Origin of the sequence: Actinokineospora iranica (genome assembly GCF_900101685.1) — a bacterium.
Lineage (GTDB): Bacteria > Actinomycetota > Actinomycetes > Mycobacteriales > Pseudonocardiaceae > Actinokineospora > Actinokineospora iranica.
In genome coordinates this window covers 432628-456459 of record NZ_FMZZ01000002.1, presented here as the reverse complement: position 1 = coordinate 456459, position 23832 = coordinate 432628, and the positions used below count along the sequence as shown (strand labels likewise).

At 72.0% G+C, this 23832-nt stretch carries 23 protein-coding genes and 1 tRNA gene; 7 read left to right on the top strand and 17 right to left on the bottom strand.

The window, feature by feature from the left end; all coding sequences use genetic code 11:
• Positions 1–132: 132 nt before the first annotated feature.
• Entirely contained in the window at positions 133–864 is a 732-nt protein-coding gene (gene modA / locus BLS56_RS07470; RefSeq protein ID WP_091449176.1) for a molybdate ABC transporter substrate-binding protein, read from the bottom strand.
• Between the two features lie 117 nt (positions 865–981).
• Positions 982–1365, bottom strand: a complete 384-nt coding sequence (locus tag BLS56_RS07465) for an anti-sigma factor antagonist (protein ID WP_091449175.1) — start codon at positions 1363–1365, stop codon at positions 982–984.
• 141 nt (positions 1366–1506) lie between these two features.
• Here BLS56_RS07465 and BLS56_RS07460 point away from each other — a divergent pair, with 141 nt between their 5' ends.
• The 3 genes from BLS56_RS07460 to BLS56_RS07450 all read left to right on the top strand — a co-directional run bounded on the left by BLS56_RS07460 (position 1507) and on the right by BLS56_RS07450 (position 3280).
• Positions 1507–1905 carry a hypothetical protein gene (locus BLS56_RS07460; protein ID WP_091449174.1) on the top strand — a complete coding sequence of 133 codons (399 nt, stop codon included), beginning with the start codon at positions 1507–1509 and terminating at the stop codon, positions 1903–1905.
• A gap of 82 nt (positions 1906–1987) precedes the next feature.
• Positions 1988–2662, top strand: coding sequence for a DUF6766 family protein (locus tag BLS56_RS07455; protein ID WP_091449173.1), 675 nt, complete (start codon positions 1988–1990; stop codon positions 2660–2662).
• An 18-nt stretch (positions 2663–2680) separates the two neighbouring features.
• Positions 2681–3280: a flavodoxin family protein gene (locus tag BLS56_RS07450; RefSeq protein ID WP_091449172.1), complete on the top strand. Its 600-nt coding sequence runs from the start codon at positions 2681–2683 to the stop codon at positions 3278–3280.
• 21 nt (positions 3281–3301) lie between these two features.
• Here the strand turns inward: BLS56_RS07450 and BLS56_RS07445 are convergent, their stop codons facing one another.
• The 11 genes from BLS56_RS07445 to BLS56_RS07400 form a co-directional block, all read right to left on the bottom strand.
• On the bottom strand, positions 3302–4096 hold the full coding sequence (locus tag BLS56_RS07445) for an SGNH/GDSL hydrolase family protein (protein WP_091449171.1): 795 nt from the start codon (positions 4094–4096) through the stop codon (positions 3302–3304).
• A gap of 121 nt (positions 4097–4217) precedes the next feature.
• Positions 4218–6539 (bottom strand): ATP-binding protein, encoded by a 2322-nt coding sequence (locus tag BLS56_RS07440; protein ID WP_091449170.1) that lies wholly within the window; start codon positions 6537–6539, stop codon positions 4218–4220.
• 108 nt (positions 6540–6647) lie between these two features.
• Positions 6648–7547 (bottom strand): trypsin-like serine peptidase, encoded by a 900-nt coding sequence (locus BLS56_RS07435; RefSeq protein WP_407640496.1) that lies wholly within the window; start codon positions 7545–7547, stop codon positions 6648–6650.
• Between the two features lie 227 nt (positions 7548–7774).
• The gene (locus BLS56_RS07430; RefSeq protein ID WP_091449303.1) at positions 7775–10267 is read right to left on the bottom strand and encodes a CHAT domain-containing protein; all 2493 of its coding nucleotides are present in this window, start codon (positions 10265–10267) and stop codon (positions 7775–7777) included.
• A 17-nt stretch (positions 10268–10284) separates the two neighbouring features.
• The gene (locus BLS56_RS07425) at positions 10285–10752 is read right to left on the bottom strand and encodes a hypothetical protein (protein ID WP_228771441.1); all 468 of its coding nucleotides are present in this window, start codon (positions 10750–10752) and stop codon (positions 10285–10287) included.
• Entirely contained in the window at positions 10749–11357 is a 609-nt protein-coding gene (locus BLS56_RS07420; RefSeq protein WP_091449167.1) for an RNA polymerase sigma factor, read from the bottom strand. The genes BLS56_RS07425 and BLS56_RS07420 overlap by 4 nt, the downstream gene beginning before the upstream one ends.
• A complete protein-coding gene (locus BLS56_RS07415; RefSeq protein WP_091449166.1) occupies positions 11338–12852 on the bottom strand; it encodes a S8 family serine peptidase in 1515 nt (504 codons plus the stop codon). The genes BLS56_RS07420 and BLS56_RS07415 overlap by 20 nt, the downstream gene beginning before the upstream one ends.
• A 359-nt stretch (positions 12853–13211) precedes the next feature.
• Positions 13212–14036: a hypothetical protein gene (locus BLS56_RS07410; protein WP_091449165.1), complete on the bottom strand. Its 825-nt coding sequence runs from the start codon at positions 14034–14036 to the stop codon at positions 13212–13214.
• Between the two features lie 308 nt (positions 14037–14344).
• Positions 14345–14968, bottom strand: a complete 624-nt coding sequence (locus tag BLS56_RS07405; protein ID WP_091449164.1) for a hypothetical protein — start codon at positions 14966–14968, stop codon at positions 14345–14347.
• A 15-nt stretch (positions 14969–14983) separates the two neighbouring features.
• Complete coding sequence (locus tag BLS56_RS30475; RefSeq protein WP_175482715.1) at positions 14984–15295, bottom strand: type VII secretion target; 312 nt, start codon at positions 15293–15295, stop codon at positions 14984–14986.
• Positions 15292–16137 carry an SseB family protein gene (locus tag BLS56_RS07400; RefSeq protein ID WP_139190553.1) on the bottom strand — a complete coding sequence of 282 codons (846 nt, stop codon included), beginning with the start codon at positions 16135–16137 and terminating at the stop codon, positions 15292–15294. Before BLS56_RS07400 ends, BLS56_RS30475 begins: the two co-directional genes overlap by 4 nt.
• 490 nt (positions 16138–16627) lie before the next feature.
• Here BLS56_RS07400 and BLS56_RS07395 point away from each other — a divergent pair, with 490 nt between their 5' ends.
• Positions 16628–16813, top strand: a complete 186-nt coding sequence (locus BLS56_RS07395) for a hypothetical protein (RefSeq protein WP_091449163.1) — start codon at positions 16628–16630, stop codon at positions 16811–16813.
• Between the two features lie 91 nt (positions 16814–16904).
• A tRNA-Arg gene (locus tag BLS56_RS07390) sits at positions 16905–16976 on the top strand.
• Positions 16977–17055: 79 nt separating this feature from the next.
• Here the strand turns inward: BLS56_RS07390 and BLS56_RS32720 are convergent.
• Complete coding sequence (locus BLS56_RS32720) at positions 17056–18570, bottom strand: lysozyme family protein (RefSeq protein ID WP_091449162.1); 1515 nt, start codon at positions 18568–18570, stop codon at positions 17056–17058.
• Between the two features lie 286 nt (positions 18571–18856).
• Between BLS56_RS32720 and BLS56_RS07380 the strand changes: the two genes are divergently transcribed.
• Positions 18857–19774: a cation diffusion facilitator family transporter gene (locus tag BLS56_RS07380; RefSeq protein ID WP_091449161.1), complete on the top strand. Its 918-nt coding sequence runs from the start codon at positions 18857–18859 to the stop codon at positions 19772–19774.
• Position 19775: 1 nt separating this feature from the next.
• On the opposite strand, the gene BLS56_RS07375 is transcribed toward BLS56_RS07380, so the two are convergent.
• The 3 genes from BLS56_RS07375 to BLS56_RS07365 form a co-directional block, all read right to left on the bottom strand.
• Positions 19776–20495, bottom strand: coding sequence for a DUF305 domain-containing protein (locus tag BLS56_RS07375; protein ID WP_228771440.1), 720 nt, complete (start codon positions 20493–20495; stop codon positions 19776–19778).
• Entirely contained in the window at positions 20492–21277 is a 786-nt protein-coding gene (locus tag BLS56_RS07370; protein ID WP_091449160.1) for a DUF3105 domain-containing protein, read from the bottom strand. The genes BLS56_RS07375 and BLS56_RS07370 overlap by 4 nt, the downstream gene beginning before the upstream one ends.
• Before the next feature lie 117 nt (positions 21278–21394).
• Positions 21395–22111, bottom strand: coding sequence for a DUF3105 domain-containing protein (locus BLS56_RS07365; RefSeq protein WP_091449159.1), 717 nt, complete (start codon positions 22109–22111; stop codon positions 21395–21397).
• Positions 22112–22175: 64 nt separating this feature from the next.
• Between BLS56_RS07365 and argS the strand changes: the two genes are divergently transcribed.
• Complete coding sequence (argS, locus tag BLS56_RS07360; protein WP_091449158.1) at positions 22176–23828, top strand: arginine--tRNA ligase; 1653 nt, start codon at positions 22176–22178, stop codon at positions 23826–23828.
• The last annotated feature ends 4 nt before the right edge of the window (positions 23829–23832 follow it).

Below are 23832 nucleotides of genomic sequence, written 5' to 3'. Positions count from 1 at the left end.
ATCCGCTTTTGCCTGTTCGCAGCCCCGCATCCCCCACACAGCAAACCCCACCCGCCCTGGGGGCCGGGCCCTGCTCCAGTCTATCGGCGCAGGTCAGCAGGGGGAAGGGGGTGCGGTTTGCCTGTGGATAACTCATGGGGCTTCGAAGCCTGCCCGGGTGAGGGTCGCGCGGGCCCTGTCCGATAGGACGTAGTCCACGAAGGACTGCGCGTCGGGTTTGTTGGGGGCGGTGGTGAGGACGGTGATGGGGTAGTCGTTGACGGCGGCGGCTGCTTGGGGGAAGTCGATGGACTCGACGGTTTCCGCTGCCGCTTTGGCGTCGGTTCGGTACACGAGGGCCGCGTCCACCTCGCCTAGGCGGACTTTGGTCAGGGCGGCTTTCACGTCCTGTTCCAGGGTGTCGGGGGCGGGGGTGACGCCCGCTGCGGTGAAGGCCTTCTTCGCTGCTTCGCCGCAGGGGACCTGGGCCGCGCACAGGGCGATCTTGCGGGTGTCGTCGGCGAAGTCGGGGAGGCCGGTGATCCTGCCGGGGTTTCCCTTGGGCACCGCGATCGTCAGGCGGTTGCGGGCGAAGGTGGTGGCGGCGGCGTTGGGGACCATGGTGGTGGGGGAGGCGGCGGCGAAGACGTCGGCGGGGGCGCCTTCGGTGATCTGGCGGGCCAGGGTGGTGCTGCCGCCGAAGTTGAAGGTCACCTTTGTGCCGGGGACGGCTGCCTCGAAGTCCTTGCCGATCTGGGTGAAGGCCTCGGTCAGGGAGGCGGCGGCGAACACGGTCAGGCGCCGGGAGTCGGTCTCCCCTCGGGCGGCGCAGCCGGTGGCAGACAGGACGGCGAGGGCGGCCAGGGCGAGCGCGAACCGAGCCATGTGGGCCTCCGGTGCTGGGGCGACAGGTAGCTGAACCCGCAGATTCGGCTTTTTCTGGAGTTTAGTCACGCGTCTGCGTCACCACCACCGGGGTTTGGTCCGAGGGTGTGGGGTGACTCAGCGGGCGGGGTGGCCGTTGCGGGTCGGGGTGTGGGTGAGGGCCTCGGACGCCGTGGCCGCGGTGGTGAGCTCGTCCGGCAGGCCGGTTATCTGCGGGGACCGGTGCGCCGCGGTGCCGGGGGTGACCACGATGACGGTGCGAACGCCGCGGGCGCGGGCGTTGTCGTGGGTCTCGATCAGGACGGCCAAGCCCGCTGAGCCCAGGAACGTCACGCCGGTCAGGTCCGCGATGACGCCGCTGGGGGTGGGGACCGTGCCGGTCGCCGCGGTGAGGGCGGCGGCGAGGACGGGGGCGGTGGCGATGTCGACCTCGCCCTTGGCGTGGACGACCACGCGGTCGGTGTGGCGTTCGGTCGTCGTGGTGAGAGTGGACTCGGTCATCGCCTTGCCTTGCCTCGGGCGCGGGAGCGCGGGTCCGACCACGGGGTGTCGGGGGGCGAGGCTAGCGGCTCCGGCTTGCCCGATGTCGTGCTGTTTCGCCCGACAAGTGTGGATCGAGTGGCGGTGGGTAGTCCGCTTTCTATGACGGTGTTCGGATACGGCGTCGGGGCGGCTCTGGTGGCGGTCCTCGCGGCCGGGTGCGGGTCCAGCGCGGAGCCGGATGTCGCGGCGGCGGTGCGGGACTTCTCCGCGGCGGTCGCCCAGGGCGACACCGGCGCCGCCTGCGAGGGTTTGGCGCCGCGGGTGCTCGAACAGTGGGGAGCGGTGGGCGAGTACTGCGAACAGGAGTTGGTCGCCGCGCTCTCCGAGGTGCCGGGGCCGCCGGGCGAGGTGCAGGCGTGGGGTGAGGCGGCGATGGTCCGCGCGGGTGCGGACACCGTGTTCCTGATCCGCTCCGGCGACCGGTGGCTGGTCACCGGAGCGGGATGCCAGTCGGCGCGCGCCGACGAGCCTTACACCTGTGAGGTGGGTGGCCCGTGACAGCCCGGCTGATGCTCATCCTGTACCTGGTGTTCGTCCTGGGTGGACTGGCGTACTTCGTCACGATAGGACTGGCCCAGCAATGAGAACCTTCTTGCGCGACAACGGTCTGTCGATCGCCTTCGGCCTGCTGCTCCTTGGTTCCCTGGTGGGGCAGGCGCTGTCGGGGCACGCCATGATCGTGAACCAGTTGGTGGCCCGGGGCGTGGAAGGCATCTCGATGGGCCAGTACCTGACGTCCGCTGACTTCGCCGTGGACGTCGCGGAGAACTGGCAGTCGGAGTACCTGCAGTTCTTCCTGTACATCATGGCCACGGTCTGGCTGATCCAGCGCGGGTCGCCGGAGTCCAAGCCCGACGAGCGCATCGGCACCGAGACCGACGAGGAGCAGAAGGTCGGCGCTTACGCCACCGAGCGCTCACCTGCCTGGGCGCGCGCCGGTGGGTGGCGCACCGCGCTGTTCTCGCGGTCGCTCGGGCTGGTCATGCTGGGCCTGTTCCTGCTGTCCTGGCTGGCGCAGTCGGTCGCGGGCGTGGCGTCCTACAACAGCGAGCAGATCATGGACTTCGAGGAACCGCTGACCTGGGCGCGGTATCTCGGTGCGGCCGACTTCTGGAACCGGACCATGCAGAACTGGCAGTCGGAGTTCCTGGCCATCGGGTCGATGGTGATTCTGAGTGTCTACTTGCGACAGCGTGGTTCACCGGAGTCCAAGCCGGTCGGAGCCGCGCACGCCACGACCGACGAGAACGGCTGAGAGATGGGAGGAGACCCGATGCGTGTCGTCGTGCTCAACTGCTCGCTGAAGTCCTCTTCGGACTCGTCCAACACCCAGCGGCTCGCCGATGTGGTGACCGCGGAGCTGGAAGGCCGCGGCGCCACGGTGATCGTGCACCGGCTCGCCGACCTGGCCATCCCGCCCGGGGTCCAGACCGACCTCGGCGACGGCGACCAGTGGCCGCTGGTGCACGCCGACCTGCTGGCCGCCGAGATCCTGATCGTGGCGTCGCCGACCTGGGTGGGCAGGCCGTCTTCGCTGGCGCAGCGGGCGATCGAGCGGATGGACGCCATGCTGTCCGAGACCGACGACCATGGCCGCCCGGTCGCCTACAACCGGGTCGCGGGCGTCGTGGTCACCGGCAACGAGGACGGCGCGCACCATGTGATCAGCGAGATCGCGGGCGCCCTCGGCGACATCGGCTACACGGTGCCCGGCCAGGCGTGGACGTACTGGAACATGGGCCCCGGCCCCGGCCCGGACTACTCCGACACCGACCACGGCCACGAGTGGTCGCACCAGACCGCGAAGACCATGGCGCACAACCTGCACTCGGTGGCCAAAGCCCTGGCGCGGGAACCGATCCCGCCCGCGTGACCCGCGCCAGGGCGTTCGGACTCAGCCCGCGGCCTTGGTGAGGGCCTGGTAGTAGCCCTTTGCCTGCCCAGTGGCGTTGGGGTGGTAGGACTCGACGAGGTTGAAGAAGTTGACGCCCTTGATCCACGGCGCCGCCGAGCACACGCCGTGGCCCGCGAACTCGTCGCGCACGTCCTCGAAGACGAATCCGGCCCGCCGCACCCGGTCCGCGATGATCGTGTTCAGCTTGTCCGCCGCGTCGTTGAGGGCGGTCCGCTTGGCCAGGCTGATCGAGCAGGAGACCTGGCCGGACGCGAAGATCCGCGGGTAGCCCAGGACGATCACCCGCGCGTTCGGCGAGCGCTTCTTGATCTCGGCGTAGGTGTTGTCCAGCTTGGCGGGCAGGGCGGTCTCGGCGTTGGCCGCGGACTGGTTGACCTTGCTGACGCACTGGCTGTCGGAGCCGGTCGTGCAGGTGGTCATCACACCTGCGAAGTCGACGTCGTTGCCGCCGATGCTGATCGTCACCATGGTCGTGTCCGCGGTGAGCGCGGAAACCTGGCTGTTGAGCACGTTCGCGGTCGTGGCTCCCGCGCAGGTGACGATCTTGGATGGCACGTCGGGGTGCGCGTTGGCCCACAGCTGCGGGTGCGCCTTGGCGCTGCGCACGCACGTTCCGCTGCTGCCGTAGCTGCCCGCCCCGGTGCCCGCGGCGTAGGAGTCGCCGAGGGCGACGTACCTGCCGCCTGCCGCGCTCGCGGGCAGCGCGGCGGCGGCGATGAGGCCCCCGGACGCCGCCGCGGCGACGGCGAGCGCCATTGCTCGAGTGAAACGCATGGATTACCTCCGTGGAGCGGGCACGGCCGACGTGCGGTCCGGCCCGGTGATCGGTCCCACCAGTGTGGGCTGGCGCACGAGATCCGGGCGTCCGCCGAAATACGTAGTCGGGCTGTTCGGGCTACGTATGCCGGTGTGGACGGCCCGGCGTGGCTAACTCGGATCGCCGATGGGCGACCCAGGTCGCGATTTGGGCGCGGTTCGCGAACCCCAGCTTGGTCAGGATGTGCTGGACGTGCGTGGTCGCGGTGCGCACGGAGATGACGAGCTTCGCGGCGATGGCCCGATTGGACAGTCCCTCCGCGACCAGTTCGGCGACCTCAAGCTCGCGCCGGGTCAGCGTCATCGGCGCCGCTGGCTCGGCGGGCTCCCTCGGCAGAGGCTGTCCGAGGGCGTAGTGCCAGGCCTCGTCCGGGCTCAGCGCCCGGCCGATCTGGAACGCCGCGTCGAACTCGGCCTCGCCGAGCGCTCCCTTGGCGATGGCCAGATTGTGGTTGTGCGGCACGGAAACCGCGATGTCCGGTGCGACGCCGTGTGAATCCCACACCGCGGCGGCCGCGCCGAACAGGCTCGCCGCCCGCCGGTACTCCCCGCGCCGGGTGGCCACCCAGGCGAGGGCGTCGATGTTGTACGCCGCGGGCAGGCCGCTGCCGATCTTCAGGTCGCCGCGCAGCGCGGCGGCAGCGGCGGCAGCGGCCGCGTCCACGTCGCCGAACTGGCTCTCGATCACCGCCACGCCGAACTGGGACATGTTGCGGTAGTAGGTTTCCCCGCACTCCTCGGTGAGTTTGGCCATCCGCCGCAGCACGGCCCGACCGGTCGCCAAGTCGCCCATGAACGCGGCCGCGACGGCGTGCAGGAACAGCGGGTGCAACTCGCGGCGCACCTCGCCGAGCGCGCGGAACTCCTCGGCCGCCGCCGCGGCGAGGTCGCGGCTGCTCGGCTGGACCTGGACCACCGCCGAGAGCGCGCGCACCGAGGTGACGAACGGCGCGGCCAGCGGGTCGGCGTCGCGGTCGAGCACGCCCTCGGCCTCGTTCAGCAGCGCCTCGGCGGTGTCGAACTCGGTCTGCCACACCGAGAACAGGGCCAGGGTCGTCAGCGCGCGGGCGCGGGCCGGGTGGTCCGGCGGCGCGGCGGCCAGCGCCCGGGTCAGCCAGGTCTGCAACTCCGGGCCGGAGCCGCGCAGCCCCCAGTACTCGTCCAGGCGCGCGGTCATCCGCAGCGCCACCCCGGCTTCGCCCGGCTCGGTGACCGACCAGTCCAGCGCCGCCCGCAGGTTGGCGTGCTCGTGGTGCAGCCTGCGGGTCCAGACGAGTTGGTGCGGGCTCACCCATTCCGCGTCTGCGGTCGCGGTCAGCCGGTCGAACCAGTCCCGGTGCCGCCGCCGCGCCGCGGTGTCCTCGCCGAGTTCCGCCAGGCGCTCGCAGCCGTAGGCCCGCAGCGTCTCCAGCATCCGGTACCGGGCGTGGTCGCCCACGTCCTCCCGGATCAGCACGGACTTGTCCAACAGCCCCTCCAGCAGGTCCAGCACCGCGCCGGGCTCGATGTCTGGACCAGCGCAGACCTGCTCGGCGGCGTCGAGGTCGAACGTCCCGGCGAACACCGACGCCCGCGCCCACACGGCCTGCTCTTGCGGCGAGCACAGCCGGTAGCTCCAGTCGATGGTCGAGCGCAGCGTCCGGTGGCGCTGCGGCCTGCGCTGCCCGGAGGCCAGCAGGCCGAGCCCGTCGGCCAGCCGCTCGTTGATCTGCCGGGGCGTCAGCGACCGCACCCGCGCGGCGGCGAGTTCGATCGCCAGCGGCACCCCGTCGAGGTCCCGGCACAGCTTGGCCACGTCGGCCGCGTTGTGCTCGGTGAGCCGGAACGACGGGCAGGTCGCCGACACCCGGTCCAGGAACAGTTCGACGCTCGGGTATCCGGGCAGCTCGGCCGGGCGCGTGGTCTCCTCGTCCGGAGCGGGCAGCGGGGGCACCGGCAAGAGGTGCTCGCCCGCGAGCCCGAGCGACTGCCTGCTGGTCGCCAGGATCACCGTGCGCGGGCACTCGGTCAGCACCGCGTGGGCGAGTTCCGCGCTCGCGTCGAGCAGGTGCTCGCAGTTGTCCAGCAGAAGCAGCACCTGCCGGTCGCGCAGGTAGTCGACGATCAGCCGCGCCACCGCCCGGGTGGAGCGCTGTTGCAGGCCGAGCGCGTCGGCGACCGCGTTGGGCACCAGCGGCGCGTCCCGCAACTCGGCCAGGCCGACGAACCGCACGCCGTCGCGGAACGCCCGCGCGGCTTCCTGCGCCACCCGCCTGGCCAGCCGCGTCTTGCCGACACCCCCGGGCCCGGTGAGGGTGATCAGGCGCGCGGTCCCCAGCAGCCGTCGCACCGCGGACGCTTGGTCGCGGCGGCCGACATAGCTGGTGACGTCCGCGGCCGCGTTGCCGCCCGTGACACTCACCACTCGCACCCCGCAGACTGAACCAGCCCGCCCACCCTAATGGCAACCGACCACGCCTCGCCCCTCGCCCGAACGGGCGAGGGGCGAGGCGTGTAGCGCCAGGTCAGGTCATGCGGCCTGCGCGGTGTCGTAGAGCGTCTGCGCTTCCTTGCCGAAGTACGGGCCGAACAGCGCGTTGGGGAGGAAGACGTACCCGAAGCTGTTCACCGACGCCTGCACCCCGAGACCGGTGGACTCGTCGAACTTCAGGAACCACGGGCCGCCGCTGGCGCCGTTCTTCATCCCGCAGGTGATCTTGTGGTCGCGGGTGATGAAGAAGTCGGTGGAGGTCTTGCCGCTGCAATAGATGAGCTTCTCGCCGTTGTACGGCGGCGAGGGCACCGCCGGGTAGCCGAATGCGTACATGTCCTGGTTCTTGGGCTGGTTGAACGCGATCCCCTGGCCGCCGACGACGTCGGTGAGGCTCTTGCCGTCGACCTGGTCCACCACCGCGGCGCCGATGTCGAAGTTCATGTCCGACGAGTTCTCCCACTGCGGCACGGTCAGCGTCTTCTTCGCGGGCCACTGCCCGAACGGCGCGGCCCCGTCGCGGTAGCCGGGCACGAAGACCCAGTTGGTGTGCCAGTTGCCCTGGTGCTTCACGCAGTGTCCGGCGGTGATCACCACGCTGCGGTTGGCGCTGGTGACCGCGTTGCCCGAGCAGGCCGCCTTGCGGTCGCCGAGGGTGAAGAAGATCCGGCCCGCGGTTTTGGTCACCGCGCCGCCGCCGGTCCACTCGCTGCCCTTGTCGGGGAACGCGAGCGGGTCGACCGCGGTGGGCTGGACCGTCGTGGGCGTGCCCAGCTTCCGCTCGGCCGCCTTGCTGATCTTCCCGAGCTTGTCGCCGATCAGGTTCTCGACCGGAACGGCCGCGCGCATGTCCTCGGCCGACCAGACCTTGGCGGTCTTCGCCTCGTTCATGGCGACCGCGGCGGGCGCCGCCCCGACCGGGGACACGACCGCCAGCATTGTCACACTCGCCGCGGACAGGGCAAGCCCCGCCGCCAGGATCTTCCGTTTCACAGCCACCTCGGATCACTCACGTGGACGGCTCCCCGACCGGAGACGTCGCGCTCGCGGGCCGGACGCACGCCTTGTCGGACCCGCCTCGGGCAACCCTGGCTTGCCTACCGGCAGGTGAACATCGGCCGATCTACGTATTTGACTGCTGTGCGTAGTCGCGCCCAGTCGGTCGGTCAGTCGCCGGAGCCGAAGCAGACGAACGGCATCGGGGTGTCGGTCTGGGTGGCCTCGGCGATGGCGCGGCCGGGCGGGACGCCGCGGGCGATGGCGCGGTGGTAGGCGGTCATGACCTCGACGACGGCCGTGTCGTCGACGCGGGCGACGGCGGAGACCACGGTGCGGCTGCCGCTGTAGAGCAGGGCGGCGGTGAAGCCCAGGATCTCGTCACCAGCGCGGACGACGGCTCTGCCGGTGTCGCAAGAGGACAGCACGACGTGCTCGGGGACCGCGGCGAGCTGGTGGACGTCGTAGGCCATCAGCGGGCCGTCGACCAGGTCGAGCCGGGAGAACAGGACGTTTTCCTGCTCGTGGTGGCCATGGCAGGCGAAGTGCGCCAGGCCGCGGTGGTCGATGTCCTTGAGGGTGGCCTCGACGGTGGCGTAGGGGCCGTCCAGCACGGTGGCGTCGGGATAGATCTCGGCCAGGCGGTCGACCTCGTCGGTGGCGTGGTCGAGGTTGGGGCCGCCGACGAGCAGCACCGGGCCGCTGGGCCGGGGCGCGCGGTGCGCGGTGACCCAGGTCGACGGGGACGGGGTGACGGTGACCGGGCGCCCACGCAGCGGGTCGAGCAGGTTCCATGGGACCGCGGACAGGCCGCGGGTGGGGGCCAGGACGAGGTTGTGGTCGCCGACCAGGTCGAGCAGCGGGTCGAGCAGGTGCTCGGTGAGGGTGGCCACCTGGTGGCGGATGGACAGGTCGATGGCCTGGCGCAGCCCGGTGGGCAGCCAGCGGCCGCAGGCGGCGTCGAGGTCGCTGCGCAGCCGGGCGATGGCCTCGTGCACGGCGGCCGGGTCGCCCAGGCGCAGCAGCGCGGCCCGGCCGTCGCCGACGACCTGGGCCAGCAGCCGGGAGCCGTCGGTGAGGTAGCTGACCAGGACGCTGTCGCTGGCGGCGAGTTCGGCGGTGAGCTCGCCGAAGCTCGCCTCGGTGGTGAGCTCACCGGTGCCGTCGACCCGCCAGCCGCGGGCGCGGATCTCGCGTTCGAGCTGGGTGCAGCGGCGCTGGGCGACCGGGTCGTGGCTGCCCGCGAGCTCCGCCGCCCTGGCCTGGCGGGCGTGGTGGCGCAACTCGGCCACCGCGTCGACGGTCTGCTCGTCGGCGGGAGTGCGCACCGGGCGGAACCGGAACGCCTGCGCCCGGGTCCGCTCCAGCCACCGGTAGACGACCTCGGGCGACCCGCTGTCCAGCGCCGCGGCCAGCCCAGCGCTGGCGAGCTCGCCGCCCAGCGACGTCGTGCCGGTCTGCAGATCGAGGCTGCCGAACCGGCCGCGGTGGTCGCGCAGCAGCGCCAGCCCCCGGCGGGCGTGGGCGAAGGTCGTGGCCCGGTCCCCGGCCGCTGCGCCCAGTTCGGCCAGCGCGATCCTGCGCAGCAGCCGGACCTCCAGCGGCGCGCCCGGCCGGTCCCGCCCGGCCAGCAGCGCGCGGGCCTCGGTGAGGTCGCCCAGGGCGATGGTGGTCCGCGCGGCCAGCAGGGCGGCTGCCTCGGCGTCGATGCGCAGCCCCAGCGTGCGCAGCCGCTCGGCCAGCCGCGCCGCGCCCCGCGCGATCCCCGCGGTGCGGCGGCCCCCGTCGAAGTCCGCGCGCAGCATGGTCAGCTCCGCCACCGCGGCCCAGGTGTGGTTGCCCCGCCGCCGGAACCGCCGCCGCGCCCGCGCCGCCCACCGCCGCGCGTCGGCGTGGTACCCGGCGGCGAGGTTCGCCCGCGCCATGGTCAGCTCCGCCTCGGCGTGCTCCTGGGTCATCCGCAGCCGGGGGAACCGCCGCAGCGCCGCGTCCAGCTCGGTCGCGGCCTCGCTGGGCAGCCCGGCGGCCAGCAGCGCCCGCGCCCGGTCCGCGGCCAGCACGACCAGCATCCCCTCGCCCTGGTCGGCGTAGACCGCGGCGGCGATGTCGAAGTCCCGCAGGGCGGCCGGGATGTCCCCGGTCAGCACCCGGCACTGCCCGCGCCCGTGCACCGCCTTGGCCACCGTGCGCGGCATCCCGTCCACGGCGCCGAGCGAGCCGCCGATCCGCGCGCACTGGTCCAGGTCGGCCAGCGCGAGCCGCACCCGCCCCGCGATCTGGTGCAGCATCCCCCGGTTGAGCAGCACCCGCGCCAGCGCGGCCCGGTCCTCGCCCCGGCGCAGCACCGCGATCGCGTCGTCGAAGTGCGCCAGCGCGTCGTCCATCCGGCCAACCAGCACCGACACCAGAGCCCGCTGCGAGAGCATCAGCGCCCGGTCCTCCGGCGCGGCCACGTCGTCGGCGTGGTCGAGCAGCCGCAGCGCCTCCCCGGTGTTGCCGAGCGCGACCTCCGCCGCCGCCAGCGTCCCCAACAACCGCGCGGTCAGCGGCGAGGTGCGCTCCGGCCAGCCCGACTCGGCCAGCGCGCGGCGCAGCAGGCTCGCACCGGCTTTCGGCTGGCCACTGTTGACCACTTCGATCGCGCGCCGGTGCAGTGCGCGCACGCGGTCGTCCACGGCGCCTACAGCTTCATCGTCGGGGTGCTCACGATCCCGGTCTGGCCGCTGGGCCGCACCACGAACTGGACCATGCCCGCGGGGACCCGGGCCAGGGAGAACCGGCCGTCCGCGCTGGAGCTGGTGGTGATCGGGCCGGACGCGGTGCGCGCCTCGACGGCGTGCCCGCCCACCGGCGACAGCCAGCCGTCCACCCGCAGCGACCCGTCGGCGTTCGACTCGATCTTCACCATGATGGTCAGGGTGGGGCTGTCGAAGGTGATCACCCGGCTGTGCTCGCCTCGGGCGCCAGCGGCCATGGGCATCTCGGTCGCCCGCAGGACCTCGATCTCGGTGTCGATGTCGGCCAGATCGATCGCGAACCTGACCCGCTCGACCAGGTCGTCCGGCACCGGGTCGAGCGCTTCGCAGAGCCCGCGGATCTCGCGCAGGATCTCCCAGTCGAGATCGTCGAGCTCGCCGTCGGCCGTCACCGCCAGCTCCCCTTCTCGTCGGCAAGCAGCACGGTGCGCAACCGGGCCAGGCAGCGCCCCCGGACTGGTCCGATGCTACCCCTGGGCATCCCCAGCGCGGCGCTGACTTCGGCGTAATCGAGGCGGTGGACGAAGGCCACGAAACGCAGCAAATCCTGGCAGCGGCGGGGTAATTGGGCCACCGCCGCCCACAGGCGTCTCCTGCGGTCGGTGAACACGGCGTGTTCCTCCGGCTGGGGTTCGGGGTCTCGGACGTTATCGAGGCTCACCGCCGTCGGCGTCTCGGCGCTGTGATCATCGCGCATCCGCCACGCGGTCCGCTTGGTGACCGTGACCAGCCACGCGGTCAGCGCGACCGGGGTGCGGATGTCGGCGATCGAGCCGAGCAGCGACAGCCAGGCCGACTGGACCGCGTCCGCGCTGCGCTCGGAGTCCAGGCCCTGGGCCCGCGCGACCTGCCACAGCATCGGCGTGAGCCGGACCGCGACCTGGCCCAGCGCGCGCCGGTCGCCGCGCCGGGCCTTCTCGAGCAGGACGGCAAGCCCTTCGTAGTCGGTGAAGGGCTTGCCGCCATGGGCCGGTCTGCTAGGCCGCGTGCTGCTCATAGCAGCGCTCGAGTGCCGCCCAGGCCCGTTTGACCACGGTGTCCGGGTCGACGTTGGCCAGGCCCAGGCCGGTGTCGCACGCCCCGACCTCGATGAGCGCGTTGGCCAGCGCCGCCGCGGCCATCGGGGCCGCGAACGAGGTGCCGTCCCACACCGCGAAGCCGCTGCTGAAATCGTCCGGGTCCAGCCCGCAGCGGTGCTCGTCGGCGAAGTCGGGCTGCCGGGGCCCGCTGACGTCGGTCGGGAACGTGCTGACCACGCCCGCGCCCGTCGCCCAGCAGGTGACCCAGTCGCCGTCGTTGGAGAACACGGTCTTGGTCGCGTTCGGGTTGAGCGCGCCGACGCTGATCACCTGCGGCCCCGCCCCCGGCTGCTCCGGGGTCTCGGCCAGCGCCGCCGGGTAGTAGCGCCTGCTGGTCGACTGGTTGCCCGCCGCGGCCACCACCAGCACGCCCTGCTCGGTCAGCCGGTTGACGACCTCGGCGACGTGCGTCGTGTACTTGGCGTCCGCGGGCGTCTCGTCCAGGTAGCCCAGTGACAGCGACACGATGTCGACCATCTCGTCCTGCCTGCCCAGCGCCGGGTTCTGCGCGCGCTCGACCCGCCGGGAGATCTCCCACAGCGCGGCGAGCACATCGGACCCGTGCGCGATCCCGTCGCTGTGCATCACCCGCACCGCCAGCACATCCGCCTTCGGCGCGACCTGCCGGACGATCCCGGCGATGAACGTGCCGTGCCCGATGTTGCTGTCGATGTCGCGGATGAGCGTGTCGGACTCCGCCGGAGCGTCCCAATAGTCCAACAGCGACGGAGAACCCGGCACGGCGTTCTGCCGGATCGCCTCCTGCGCCTCGTCCAGCACCGAAAGGAACCCCTCCCGCGGCGGCGGCGTCGCCCGGTCCGGGATGCCGAACCACGGGTGCGGCCCGATCCCGGAGTCCAGCACCGCGATGACCGGTCTGCGGGTGAGCCGGTCCGTGCCGACTTTCCCGCGGTCCGGCGGCTCCAGCGCCAGCGCCACCGGCACCCGCGACGCCCCCCGCGTCGAGCGGCGGTAGGAGCCGTCCACGACCTCGCCGTTGGTGTCCCACGGCGTGCCGGTGATGGTGACCGCGCTGAACATCAAGTGGTCCAACGAGATCCGCTCCACCGCGTCCCGGTCCAGCACGCAGTCGTCCCGGTCGGCCGCGGTCCGCAGCCGCTGCAGCACCGCCCACGAGTCCACGTCGTCCGGGTCGCCGTCGCCGCTGGGCCGCAGCACGACCGGCCGCGCGACGCGCCGGTCCGCCGCCGCGTCGATCGGCGCCAGCCCCGAGGCGCCCATGACCTCGTTGATGGCCTCGACCCGGGTGTCGTCGCCGAGGATGTCGTTGGGGATCAACAACACCCGCCGCCGGTACGCGGTGGGCCGCGGCCGCGGCCACCCCGCGGCGACCTCGGCGCGCTCCGGGTCGAGCACCCGTCCGCCGTGCCGGTCCAACAGGTCCTGCGGCACGCGCAATCTGGCCGAGGTCCCCCTCTCTGCCTCCCCCTTGGGAATCATGTCCAGCCTGCGTCGAACAAATCGGATCGCCATATGGCCTCCCCTTCTCGCATCTGGCGGATCCACTATCCATCGTTAGGTGCGTGCGCGGGGCCGTTTGAATACACCTACGTGGTCACGAAATGATAACGGCCGGACTGTCGAGATCGTCAAGGTTCGCTGTCGGCCAACAGCGGCTGGTGGCGGGAAACCGCGAGGTCAGCTGTGGTTCACGGCTCGTGCGACGTCGGACGGCGGGAGGCGCGTGGAGCAGTGTGCCCTAGGGAGATCGGCTTATGTTCCGATTTCGACCAGTTCGGTCGACGGCGAATTCAGCCGATCGGCTCACCGTCTCCGATCACTGGGGACGGCGCGTCGGACGTGGTGCCATAAAGGTCGTCCGCTTCTTCGCGGGTGTATAGCGCGAGGCGCTTCTGCCCGCTCGGCTCGCGCGGGGACGCGCTTTCCGTCCGCGCCTGCCGCGGTCGGGCGCGAAGCCGGTCCACCGTCTCGGTGAGTCGCGCGATCGTGGCGCCCGCGGCCTGGAGGTCGTTGTCCAGCAGCCGCTGGCGGCTCAGCGCCTCGTCCCGAGCGGCCTCGGCGAGCCTGAGCCGCTCCACTGTGGACTCGTGCTGCCGCGTCGCGAGGCGCGCCTGCCCCCGGGCGGCGTCGCGTTCGGCGCGCAGGGTGCGGATCTCCTTGCGGAACGACTCGTGGGCTTCCGGTGGCACGACGGCCGTCGCGCGCAGGGCGGCCACCTCCTGCTCAAGCAGCCGTGCCCTGGCCACCGCCGCGTCGCGTTCGCGATGGACGGTCGCGACATCCGGCTCGGCGGGGAGCCTGGCCGAGATCAGGAACGTCCACTTGCGATGCCACGGTTCGTGGGCGTCCGCGGGAACCCCGCACACGGTCAGGTAGGCGGCCAGGAACTCGCGGCGGGGAAGCTCCCCCGCGAGCACCTGGCCGATCTTGGTGCGCCGCAGCCGCCCGCCGCCGCGGCTTTCGATCTCCCGGTGCGACAGCGGGCCGGCCAGCACCCGCACCTGGTCCAGACAGGCGGCGAACTCCGCCGCGGTCCGCACCCGCTCCACCGCGACGGACGAGGTGTCGACCACCGGCACGGGCCGGATCGGCCGCGGGTCGTCGGCCGCGCTCATCCCGGCCCCCGCAGGTGGCCGCCATGCTCGCCCGCAGGCGTCCGGCCGTGGCGGAGGTCGAGCGTGTCCACGTGGTGTGCCCTGCTCATCGTGGCCTTCGGTGATCGTCGCCGTGGTTGGCGGCCTGCTTGTGGTCGCGGAGACGGTCGGCTGTGTCCGCGTGGTTCGCCCCGGTCATTCCGGCCGCAGGCGGCGGTCGTCGCGCCTGCTCGCTGTGTGGGTGCTCGGCCATGTGGCGCCCTCCTGTTGATCCGGGGTGTCGGTGGCGGTTGTCGTGGTTGCCGGTCTGCTCGCGTGGTTCGCCCCGCCTAGCCCGGCCACCGGAGGTGGTCGGCGCGCCCGCCCGCCAGCATCTGGTCGCGGAGGCGATCGGCCGCCTGGTAGGTCTGGGCGAACTCGGCCGCGACCTGCCGCACGTCGGGCCGGGCGACGGGGACCGGAGCCGGGGGCGGGACAGGCGGCGCCGGGAGCGGTTCAGGGCGGGGCGCCACCGGGTCGGGGCGTGGGGCGGGCGGCGGCGGATCGGCGAAGTCGACATGGCCGAGCCGGTCGAGTTCCGCGGCCCAGGCGAGCAGGTCGTCGGCGACCATGCCGGTGTGCCGCGCCCACAACTCGTGCAGCCGGGGGCGGTCGGCAGGCTCAGCCCACAGGTCGGGCAGGTTGTGCAGGAACGTGTTGTGGCCGCCGACCCGCTCCACCGCCTTGCCGTGCACGTCGGCGACCTGCCGCCACTGCGCCTGGAGCTTCGCCAGCCCGGTGTCGACCAGGGCGTCGCGCGCCGCGCCGGTGTAGTGCTGCGGGGTCAGCCGCGCCTTGAGGTTGTCGCCTGCGGACAGCGCCTCGTCGTGGACCTCCAGCGTCTCGGTGAGGATGCGCACCAGGTTTCGCGCGCCCGGCGGCTGCGCTGGGTCGTCGGGAATCGGCGCCCCCATCGGTCGTCACTCTCCTCATCGGTCCCGCAGGACGCGCTCGATCGCGCTCGCGGCCTCAGCGTCGGTCTCCTGGTAGCCGGCGCGGACGGCCTCAAGGTGCTCGGCGAGCCGCTCGGTCCCCCCGGCCAACCGCTCCATCGCCGCCTGCAGGCTCCGCCGGTAGGTGATGACCGCGGTGCGGAGCGGGTCGGTGTCTGGCCACTTGTCGTCCTCGAACCAGTCCCGCTGCCAGGCGGTCCGGATGGCGTCGGCGAAGTCGTCGGCCGTGCGCGCCAGCACCGCCAGTTCGGCGAGGTCGACCGTGAAGCCCTGCTGGTCGGGGGTCACCGGCGCGCCAGCCGCGCCAGGTCCGCGGGCGACCAGTGCTGGCCGACGTGCGCGCCGTGGCCGCCCAGCGGGTTCACCACCAGGCCGATCCGCCCGGCCGAGACCAGGATGTCGAGGATCTTGCGGCCGGGGGCGTCCGCGGGCACGTCGGACGCGGGCGCGCGGACCGCGGCCAGGTACTCCCGCAGCAGGCCCGCGTCGGTGAACACCGGCAGGTTCTCGCCGAAGTCCGCGGTGGTCGTCGTCACCAGGTTCCCGCGCGCGGAGACGGCGAAGTGCAGGGTCGCCTGGGCGAGCAGGGCGTGGTCGACCTCGCCCCGCCCGGCCCCGTTCCGCCCGGCGATCAGCTTCCCGAAAGCGCTTTCGGGAAGCAGGTAAGTCTGGTGGCCGCCGGTCCCGTTCCGCAGGCTCGCGTACTCGGCCTCCAGACGGGCCAGCGGCTCGATCTCGTGCTCGGGCGGCCAGGGGAACTTGCCCTTGAGTTGGCCGAACAGGTGGTTGCGGCGCAGTTCCGACAGCCGGGTGTTCGTGGTGCTGGTGTCCCAGCCCGTGCCGTGGCGGCGCCGCAGCAGCGTGAGGCGGCCGGTGAGGCCGAGCGGGGTGAGTTCCGGGTCCCGGGGCAGGTTGTACATGGCCTCCAGGACGGTGATCCACTTCGGGTCGCGGGTGACCCGCCGGACCACCGCCGACACCTGCCAGACGACCTTGGCCAGCACGACCTCGGCCGGGTCGTCGTCGAAGACGTGCATTCTGGCCGCGAACGGCTCGGTCAGGAATTCAGTGAGATCGGGACGCCGCACACCTGGCCCCTTGTGGAGCTTCTCCTCGACAGGCACCGCCACCGCGTCGCTCCCTTTCATCCCCCAGCAGCAATAAAGTGATCAAGATAGTAGCGGCCCCGATCGGCACTGTCGCGCGCACCGCCGAAAAGTCCGCGCGGCGCATTCTTGCCACCGATTTGCCACTGCCCGGCCGTGACCGCGACTGACCGGATCTGACCGCGCCACCCGGCGGCGAACTTGCCGCGGACTTGCCACGCCAGTGGCGCATCCCTTGCCTACCAGGCGAAGTGGCAACTTCTCGGCAAGTTGCCGCTGGTTCCGGCCGCGGGCGCTGGCAAGTTTCCGGCAACTGTCCAGTATTTGTCCAACATCGGCAGGTCGGTTCCCTGTTTCGTTTCTCCACACCCGTCCGCGAGAAGGCGTCCGGCAAGTTGCCTGGTCATTGCCAGACTGAACTTCCTATTCCGGAACACATCTCATTAGCGTGGCAGCACGCCCACTAGCGAATCCGGTGGGCTTCACCACAGCCCCGAGAAGGAGAGACCCATCGATGTGGACCTGGCTGCTCTTGGCGTACCTGGCCACCCTCGTCACCATCATCGCCTGCGCGGGCCCCGTGGCCCTGTTCGCCACCAACCACCGCCGAGCCACCCGCGCCCACCACATCCTCAACGTCGCCATCGGCGCCCTCAGCGGCACCGTGGGCGTCCTGGCCGCCGTCCTGCGCCTTCCCTGACCGGAACAGGCCTTTCGCCCGCGCCGGGCGCCGGTACCGGGGTGGTGAAGACCCGCCGACACCGTGCGCTAGACTTTCCCCGTCGCAGAACGCCCCTGTAGCTCAGGGGATAGAGCACCGCCCTCCGGAGGCGGGAGCGCAGGTTCGAATCCTGCCAGGGGCACGTACTGCACCACGACAAGAGCCGCCACGGTCACACCGTGGCGGCTCTTGTCGTTCACGGGAGATCGACGGTTCGGCGGTCAGTGAGGGTCGTAGAGGGCGGGCGGGAGATGTGCCGCGATCGAGCCGAGGGCGTTGTGGGCGGCCGGTTCGGGAGCGGGCGCTTCGATGGGTCGGGGCATGGGCTCAGCGGCTTCGGTGGGCCGAGTTGCCAGTTGGGTGACCGGTTGAGTGATCGGCTGCTCGGTGGTTGGCTCGTGGGTGCTCGGCCGGGTGGCTGGTTGCGCGGCGGTGGCCTGTTCGGTGGTCGGTCGGGTGGTTGGTTGTTCGGCGGCGGCGGCGGCGGGTTGCTGGGTGGTTGGTTGCGTGTTGGTGGGCTGAGTTGTCGGTGGCGCGGCGATTGGCTGCGTGGCCGGTTGTTCGGTCGTCGGCTGGGTGATCGTTGGTGTGTCGGTTGGCTGCGTGGTGGTGGGGTGTTCGGCGGTCAGTTGAGCTGTCGGTTGTGACACCGGTTCCGGCTGGGTGCTGGGTTCGGGTTGGGGGGTGGGTTCCGGCTGGGTCGGTGGAGCCGGGGTGGGGGTGGGCTGGGCAGGCGGTGTGGGTGTGGGCTCGGGCGCGGGGACAGGTTCGGTGACCGGTTCGGGCTGGGGGGCCGGTTGGGGTGGGATGGGTTTGGGGTCGGGGATCGGCTCGGGCAGGGGGTAGGGGTCTGGGGGGTCGGAGCGTGGGGGAGCGGAGGACTGGTGTTGCGGGGCGGCGGGGGAGGCGAGTGCGGCGTAGGTGAGCATCCATGCCGTCACCGCGGTCGCCCACTGGGGTGCGGGGTTGTAGCGGGCTAGGGCGGCTTGCAGGTCTTGCGGGTTGGGCAGCCGTGTGTTCCCGGAGCACAGGTGGTTGCCCGCGGTCAGGGTGGCGTCGTAGATGTTGTGCGGGTTGGCCACCCCGTCGCCGTTGGCGTCTTGGCGGTGGGTGGTCCACGCGGTGGGGGTGAGGTGCAGGGGGCCGACCGCGCGGTCCCAGACGTCGTCGGCGTCGAGGGTGCCCGCGTCGGTGTCGGGGACGGGGGGGATGCCGGGGCTGCCGGTCAGGACCGGGCCGTAGAGGGGGACGAGGGTGTCGCCGGTGGGGGTTATCCGGCCGTTGTGGGCGTGTCCGGAGTCGACCTGGGCGATGGCGGCCAGGTGGTGCCAGCGCAGGCCGCAGTCGGGGTGGGTGGCCGCCAGTCGGGTCTCGGCCTGCCGGTAGGCGACGAGCAGGGCGGGCGGGATGCCGCCGCCGCTGGTGAACGGGCCGGTCAGGGTGGGTGGCTCGGGCACGGCGAGTTGGACGACGGTTCCGGGGAAGCCGTCGGAGAACCCCTCCCCCGCCCGGTCGGCTGCGGGGATCTGGAGAACCGGCTTGCCGATGCGCGCCAGGTGCGTCTCCGGGTGGGCCAGTGTGACGCCCAGGAACAGGGCCACCAGAACCAGTGCCGTGACCGGGCGCATCGGGGATGGGAACCGCGCGCGGTTGACGCGCTGACCGCGCGCGGAAAGGACGCGGTGGACGTGCTCGACGCTCCCGCTGAGCAGGTGGTGGAACTGCCGGGGGTGCATGAGAAGCGGGTGCCGAGGGGAGGGGGATGGGGCGGGGCGGTGTGATCTGGAGAGTGGCCGCGGGCGGCGTGGGCGGGGGAGATGGCGCACGCCTGACCTCGTTCCGATCGGGGTTTTCGCTGGTGAGCCTGCTTTCCGTCTACCAGAACGGCGGCCTGCGGGGGCGGTCCGAACGCGGATCTCCGCTCGGTCGAGTGACGGATCATGCCTCGACGGGTGGTGGTATTGCATGTATGCGCATGAGACAATATGTCGGTTGTCGGCGCGGGAAAGCGGGGTTGGGGCAGTGGGGCACGGACACGGTCACGGGGTCGGCGTCGCCGACGCCGCCAGTGCTTCCGGACGGTTGGTGGGCAGGCTGTGGGCCGCGTTCGCCATCGCCGCCGGGATCATGGTGGTGGAGTTCGCCGTGGGGATCGCGACGTCGTCGCTGGCGTTGCTTTCCGACGCCGCGCACATGCTGACGGACGTGGTCGGTGTCGGGCTGGCGGTGGCCGCGGTCGTCGCGGCGCGGCGGGCGCGAAACCGGCCCAACCGCACGTTCGGGCTCTACCGGGCCGAGGTCCTGGCCGCTCTGGCCAACGCCGTGCTCTTGTTCGGGGTCGCCGGGTACGTCGTGTACGAGGCGATCGGCCGGTTCACCGACCCGCCCGCGGTGGCCGGTCTGCCGGTGCTGCTCGCGGCGACGGCGGGCCTGGTCGCCAACGTGGTGTCGTTTCTGCTGCTCAGGGACGGCGCGCGGGAGAGCCTGAACGTGCGCGGCGCCTACCTTGAGGTGGTGGCCGACCTCGTCGGCTCGGTCGGGGTGCTGGTCAGCGCCGTGGTGACGCTGACGACGGGCTGGCGGTGGGCCGACCCGATCGTGGGTGTCGCGATCGGGCTGTGGGTGCTGCCGCGGACCTGGTCACTGGCCCGCCGGGCGCTGCGCATCCTGTTCCAGCACGCCCCCGAGCGGCTCGACGTCGGCGAGATGACGTCCCGGCTGGGCGCGGTCCCCGGGGTCACCGAGGTCCACGACGTGCATGTCTGGACGCTGACCTCGGGCATGGAGGTCGTCTCGGCGCACCTCACCGTCACCAACGGGGCCGACCAGGGCGAGGTCCTGACCCAGGCCAGGGAGCTGCTGACCCGCGAGTACCAGATCGAGCACGCCACCTTGCAGGTCGAGTGCCCGGCCTCGCAGTGCGCGCAGCTTTCCTGGTGAGTCAGGACGGCAGCGGCTTGCTTCCCCGGGCGGTCAGCATGTCGGTGAGCAGCGTCGACTCGGCCTGCTGGCCCTGCTTGATCTTCGCGGCCATGTTGCGGACGTAGCCGAGCCGGGCATGGTCGGCGGCGTAGGCGGCCATCTCCAGGCCGCCCTCGTGGTGGCGCAGCATCAGCTGCAGGAAGTACACGTCGAACTCCGCGCCGGTGCTGTTGCGCAGCCGGGCCAGCTCTTCGCTGGTGGCCATGCCGGGCATCTGCTCCGTGCCTGCGGGCCCGTCGCCGTGGCCGTGGGCCGCGCCAGCCATCCAGCGCATGTGCGGCTGGTCGATCGGGGCCAGCGCGGGCTGTCCCCACGCGGTGAGCCAGCCGCTGAACTGGCCGCTCTGGTCGAGCTGGGTGGACTCGATGTCGAAGGCGAGCTGCCGGATCTCCGCGTCCTGGCTGCCGTTGCGCGCCCACCCGGCCATGGTGATGGCCTGTAGGTGGTGGGTGCGCATGTCCTGGGCGAAGCCGACGTCGACCGAGTCCGCGCCCGGCGGGTCGTCGCGGCCGACGGCGGACAGCGTGATCAGCATCCCGATCGCCGCGCCCACCAGGAGCACCGCCAGCGCGGCCGCGGCGTACACCACCGCCGACCGCTTGGCCGTGCCCGCGGTCTGGCCCTCGTCGGCCCGGTCCCCGGCCTGGTTCCCCATGGCTGCCTGGTCCTGCTCGGTCACTGCGTGGGCGGCGCGCTGCTCGTCGGGGCGGCGGGCGGGGCCGGGGTGACCGGCTTGCCGTCCATGCCGATCGCGTCCGGGCCGGGCTGCTCGGCCACGAACGGCGGCGGGGCGGCCGGGTTGAAGCCGGTCCCGTTGCTGTCGCAGCGGCCGCCGGGCTCGGGGTGCTGGTAGACGTTGGTGCGCAGCGACCTGATGAACTGGTCGATCCGCTCGTCGTCGGCGCTGTCCAGCTTGAGCTGGTGGCCCCAGGACTGGAGCGAGATCGGGCGGTCGAGGCCGGGGTAGGGCGACATCACCATGTACGGCTTGTTGTCGACCAGGGACTTGAGCTTGTCCAGCGCGGGGCCGGTCACCGTGTCCGGGTTGTACGCGATCCAGATCGCGCCGTGCTCCAGCGTGTGGACCATGTTCTCGTTGCGCACGGCCGTCGGGTAGACGATGCCGGTGCAGTCGGCCCAGACGCCGTCGTGCGGCCCGCCGAACGGCGGGCTCTGGTCGTAGGCGACCCGCTGGGTGGCGTCGACGTGCTGCCCGGGGGAGTAGGTCTGCCGGACCACCCCGGCGATCTTCTCCGACGGGTCCTTGTTGTCGTCGGCCGGGAGGAACTTCTCCGCGGCGGACACCTTGACGTAGGCGTAGCCGAACACACCGCCCGCCAGCAGGAGCACGGCCACCACCGCGGCGATGGTGCCCCAGGGCTTGCCCTTCTTGGCCACAACCGAGGCCCGCGCGGCCTTGACCGCGTTCGGCTTGCCCTTTTTCTTCGTCCCGCTGGCCATACGTCTCGAACCTCAGGTGTCGAGGGGGCTCCCGCCGGGGAGCTGCACCGGAGCAGGTGCGAAGGCCATTCTAAGGACCGGGTGTCTGGTGGGTGTCAACCGCGTCATACACCGCTGTCATTCACCCGTCGGGGGCACCGCGTCCGGGCCGGGCGCAGTGGGGTCGAACGGCGGCGGCGCGTCCTGGTCGAACAGGTCGGCGTCGACCATGTCGCAGGAGGCGCCGGGCTCGGGGCTCAGGTACGGGTTGGCGCGGGTGGCGGTGATGAACTGGTCGATGCGCGGGTCGTCCACCTCGTCCACCTGAAGCTGCCTGCCCCAGGACTGCACGGACACCGGCTTGGGCTGGCCGGGGAAGGGAGACATGACGGTGTACGGCTTGGCCTGCACCCGCTCGGCCAGCGCCACCACGTCGTCGCCGGTGACCTTCGCCGGGTCGTAGCTGAGCCACACCGCGCCGTGCTCCATCGAGTGGACCAGGTTCTCGGTGCGGATCGCGGTCGGGTAGATCACGCCGTTGCACGCGGCCCAGATGCCGTCGTGCGCGCCGCCCAGCGGCGGCTTGCGGTCGTAGGCGACCCGCTGGTCGGCCTTGACGTGCTTGCCCGGCTCGTACTCGGCCTCCACGACGCCGTCGATCTTCCGCGTCGGGTCCTGGTTGTCCTCGCTGGGGGTGAACTCCTTGCCCCCGCCGGACGCGCCCGCCTGCTTGTCCGAGGAGGAGCCGCGCGGGCCGCTCGCCGTGGGAACGCCCAGCTCCTCGATTCCGCCGCAGCCGGTCAGGGCCAGGCAGGCGACGGCGCCGAGCGCCGCGTGTCGCGCGTACCGCATCATGGCGCCGAGTCTATGGAACGTAGCCGGCTACGGACCGTGGGACCCGCCTACCTAGACTTGCCGGGTGACTCCCGCCGTGCTCGCTGACCTGGTTCGTTCCGCCGCCGTGCGGGTTCTCGGCGACCGCGGGCTCGACACCGGGGTCGTTCCGGCCCTGGTCACGGTGGAGCGGCCGCGCAATCCCGAGCACGGCGACTACGCCACCAACCTCGCCCTCCAGGTCGCCAAGCGCGCCGGGGTCACCCCGCGTGACCTGGCAGGCTGGCTCGCCGGGGCGCTGGCCGAGGACACCGGCGTCGACTCGGCCGAGGTCGCCGGGCCCGGCTTCATCAACCTGCGGCTCGCCGCGGCGGCGCAGGGCGCGGTGGTCACCCAGATCCGCGCAGCCGGGGCCGCCTACGGCCGGGGCGACGCGCTCGCCGGGCGCCGGATCAACCTGGAGTTCGTCTCGGCCAACCCGACCGGCCCGATCCACCTCGGCGGCACCCGCTGGGCCGCGGTCGGCGACGCGCTGGGCCGGGTGCTGTCCGCGCAGGGCGGCGAGGTCACCCGGGAGTACTACTTCAACGACGCGGGCAGCCAGATCGACCGGTTCACCCGCTCGCTGATCGCCGCGGCCAAGGGCGAGCCCGCTCCCGAGGACGGGTACGCGGGCGCCTATGTCGCCGACATCGCCGCCGAGGTGCTGCGCCGGGAGCCGGGGGCGCTGGGGCGGTCCGACGCCGAGACTTTCCGCCGGGTCGGCGTGGGCCTGATGTTCGAGCAGATCAAGCGGAGCCTGCACGAGTTCGGCACCGACTTCGACGTGTACTTCCACGAGGACTCCCTGCACGCCTCGGGCGCGGTCGACAAGGCGCTGGCCGAGCTCAAGGCGTCGGGCAACCTCTACCTCGCCGACGGCGCGTGGTGGCTGCGCTCGACCGAGTACGGCGACGACAAGGACCGGGTGGTCATCAAGAGCGACGGGCAGCCCGCCTACATCGCCGGTGACATCGCCTACTTCCAGGACAAGCGCCGCCGCGGCTTCGATCTCTGCGTCTACCTGCTCGGCGCGGACCACCACGGCTACATCGCCCGGCTCAAGGCGGCCGCGGCCGCGTTCGGCGACGACCCGGGCACCGTGGAAGTCCTCATCGGACAGATGGTGAACCTGGTCAGCGACGGCAAGCCGGTGCGGATGAGCAAGCGCGCCGGAACGGTGATCACGATGGAGGACCTGGTCGAGGCGATCGGCGTGGACGCCGCCCGCTACGCCATGATCCGCTCCACTGTCGACTCCACTGTGGACATCGACCTCGCGCTGTGGAGCAAGCGCTCCAACGACAACCCCGTCTTCTACGTCCAGTACGCGCACGCGCGGCTTTCCTCGCTGCTGCGCAACGCGGCCGACCTCGGCATCCCGTTGCCCGAGAAGGAGACCCCGGACCTGGCGCTGCTCGTCCACCCGCGCGAGGGCGACCTCATCCGCACCCTGGGCGAGTTCCCGCGCGTGGTCGCCGCTGCGGCGGATCTGCGGGAGCCGCACCGGGTCGCGCGGTACCTGGAGGAACTGGCCGGGGCGTACCACAAGTTCTACGACGCCTGCCGCGTCCTGCCCCAGGGCGACGAGCAGGCCGGACCGCTGACCACCGCGCGGCTCGCGCTGTGCGACGCCGCCCGCCAGGTTCTGGCGAACGGGCTGGGGCTGCTCGGAATCACCGCACCGGAACGAATGTAGGAAC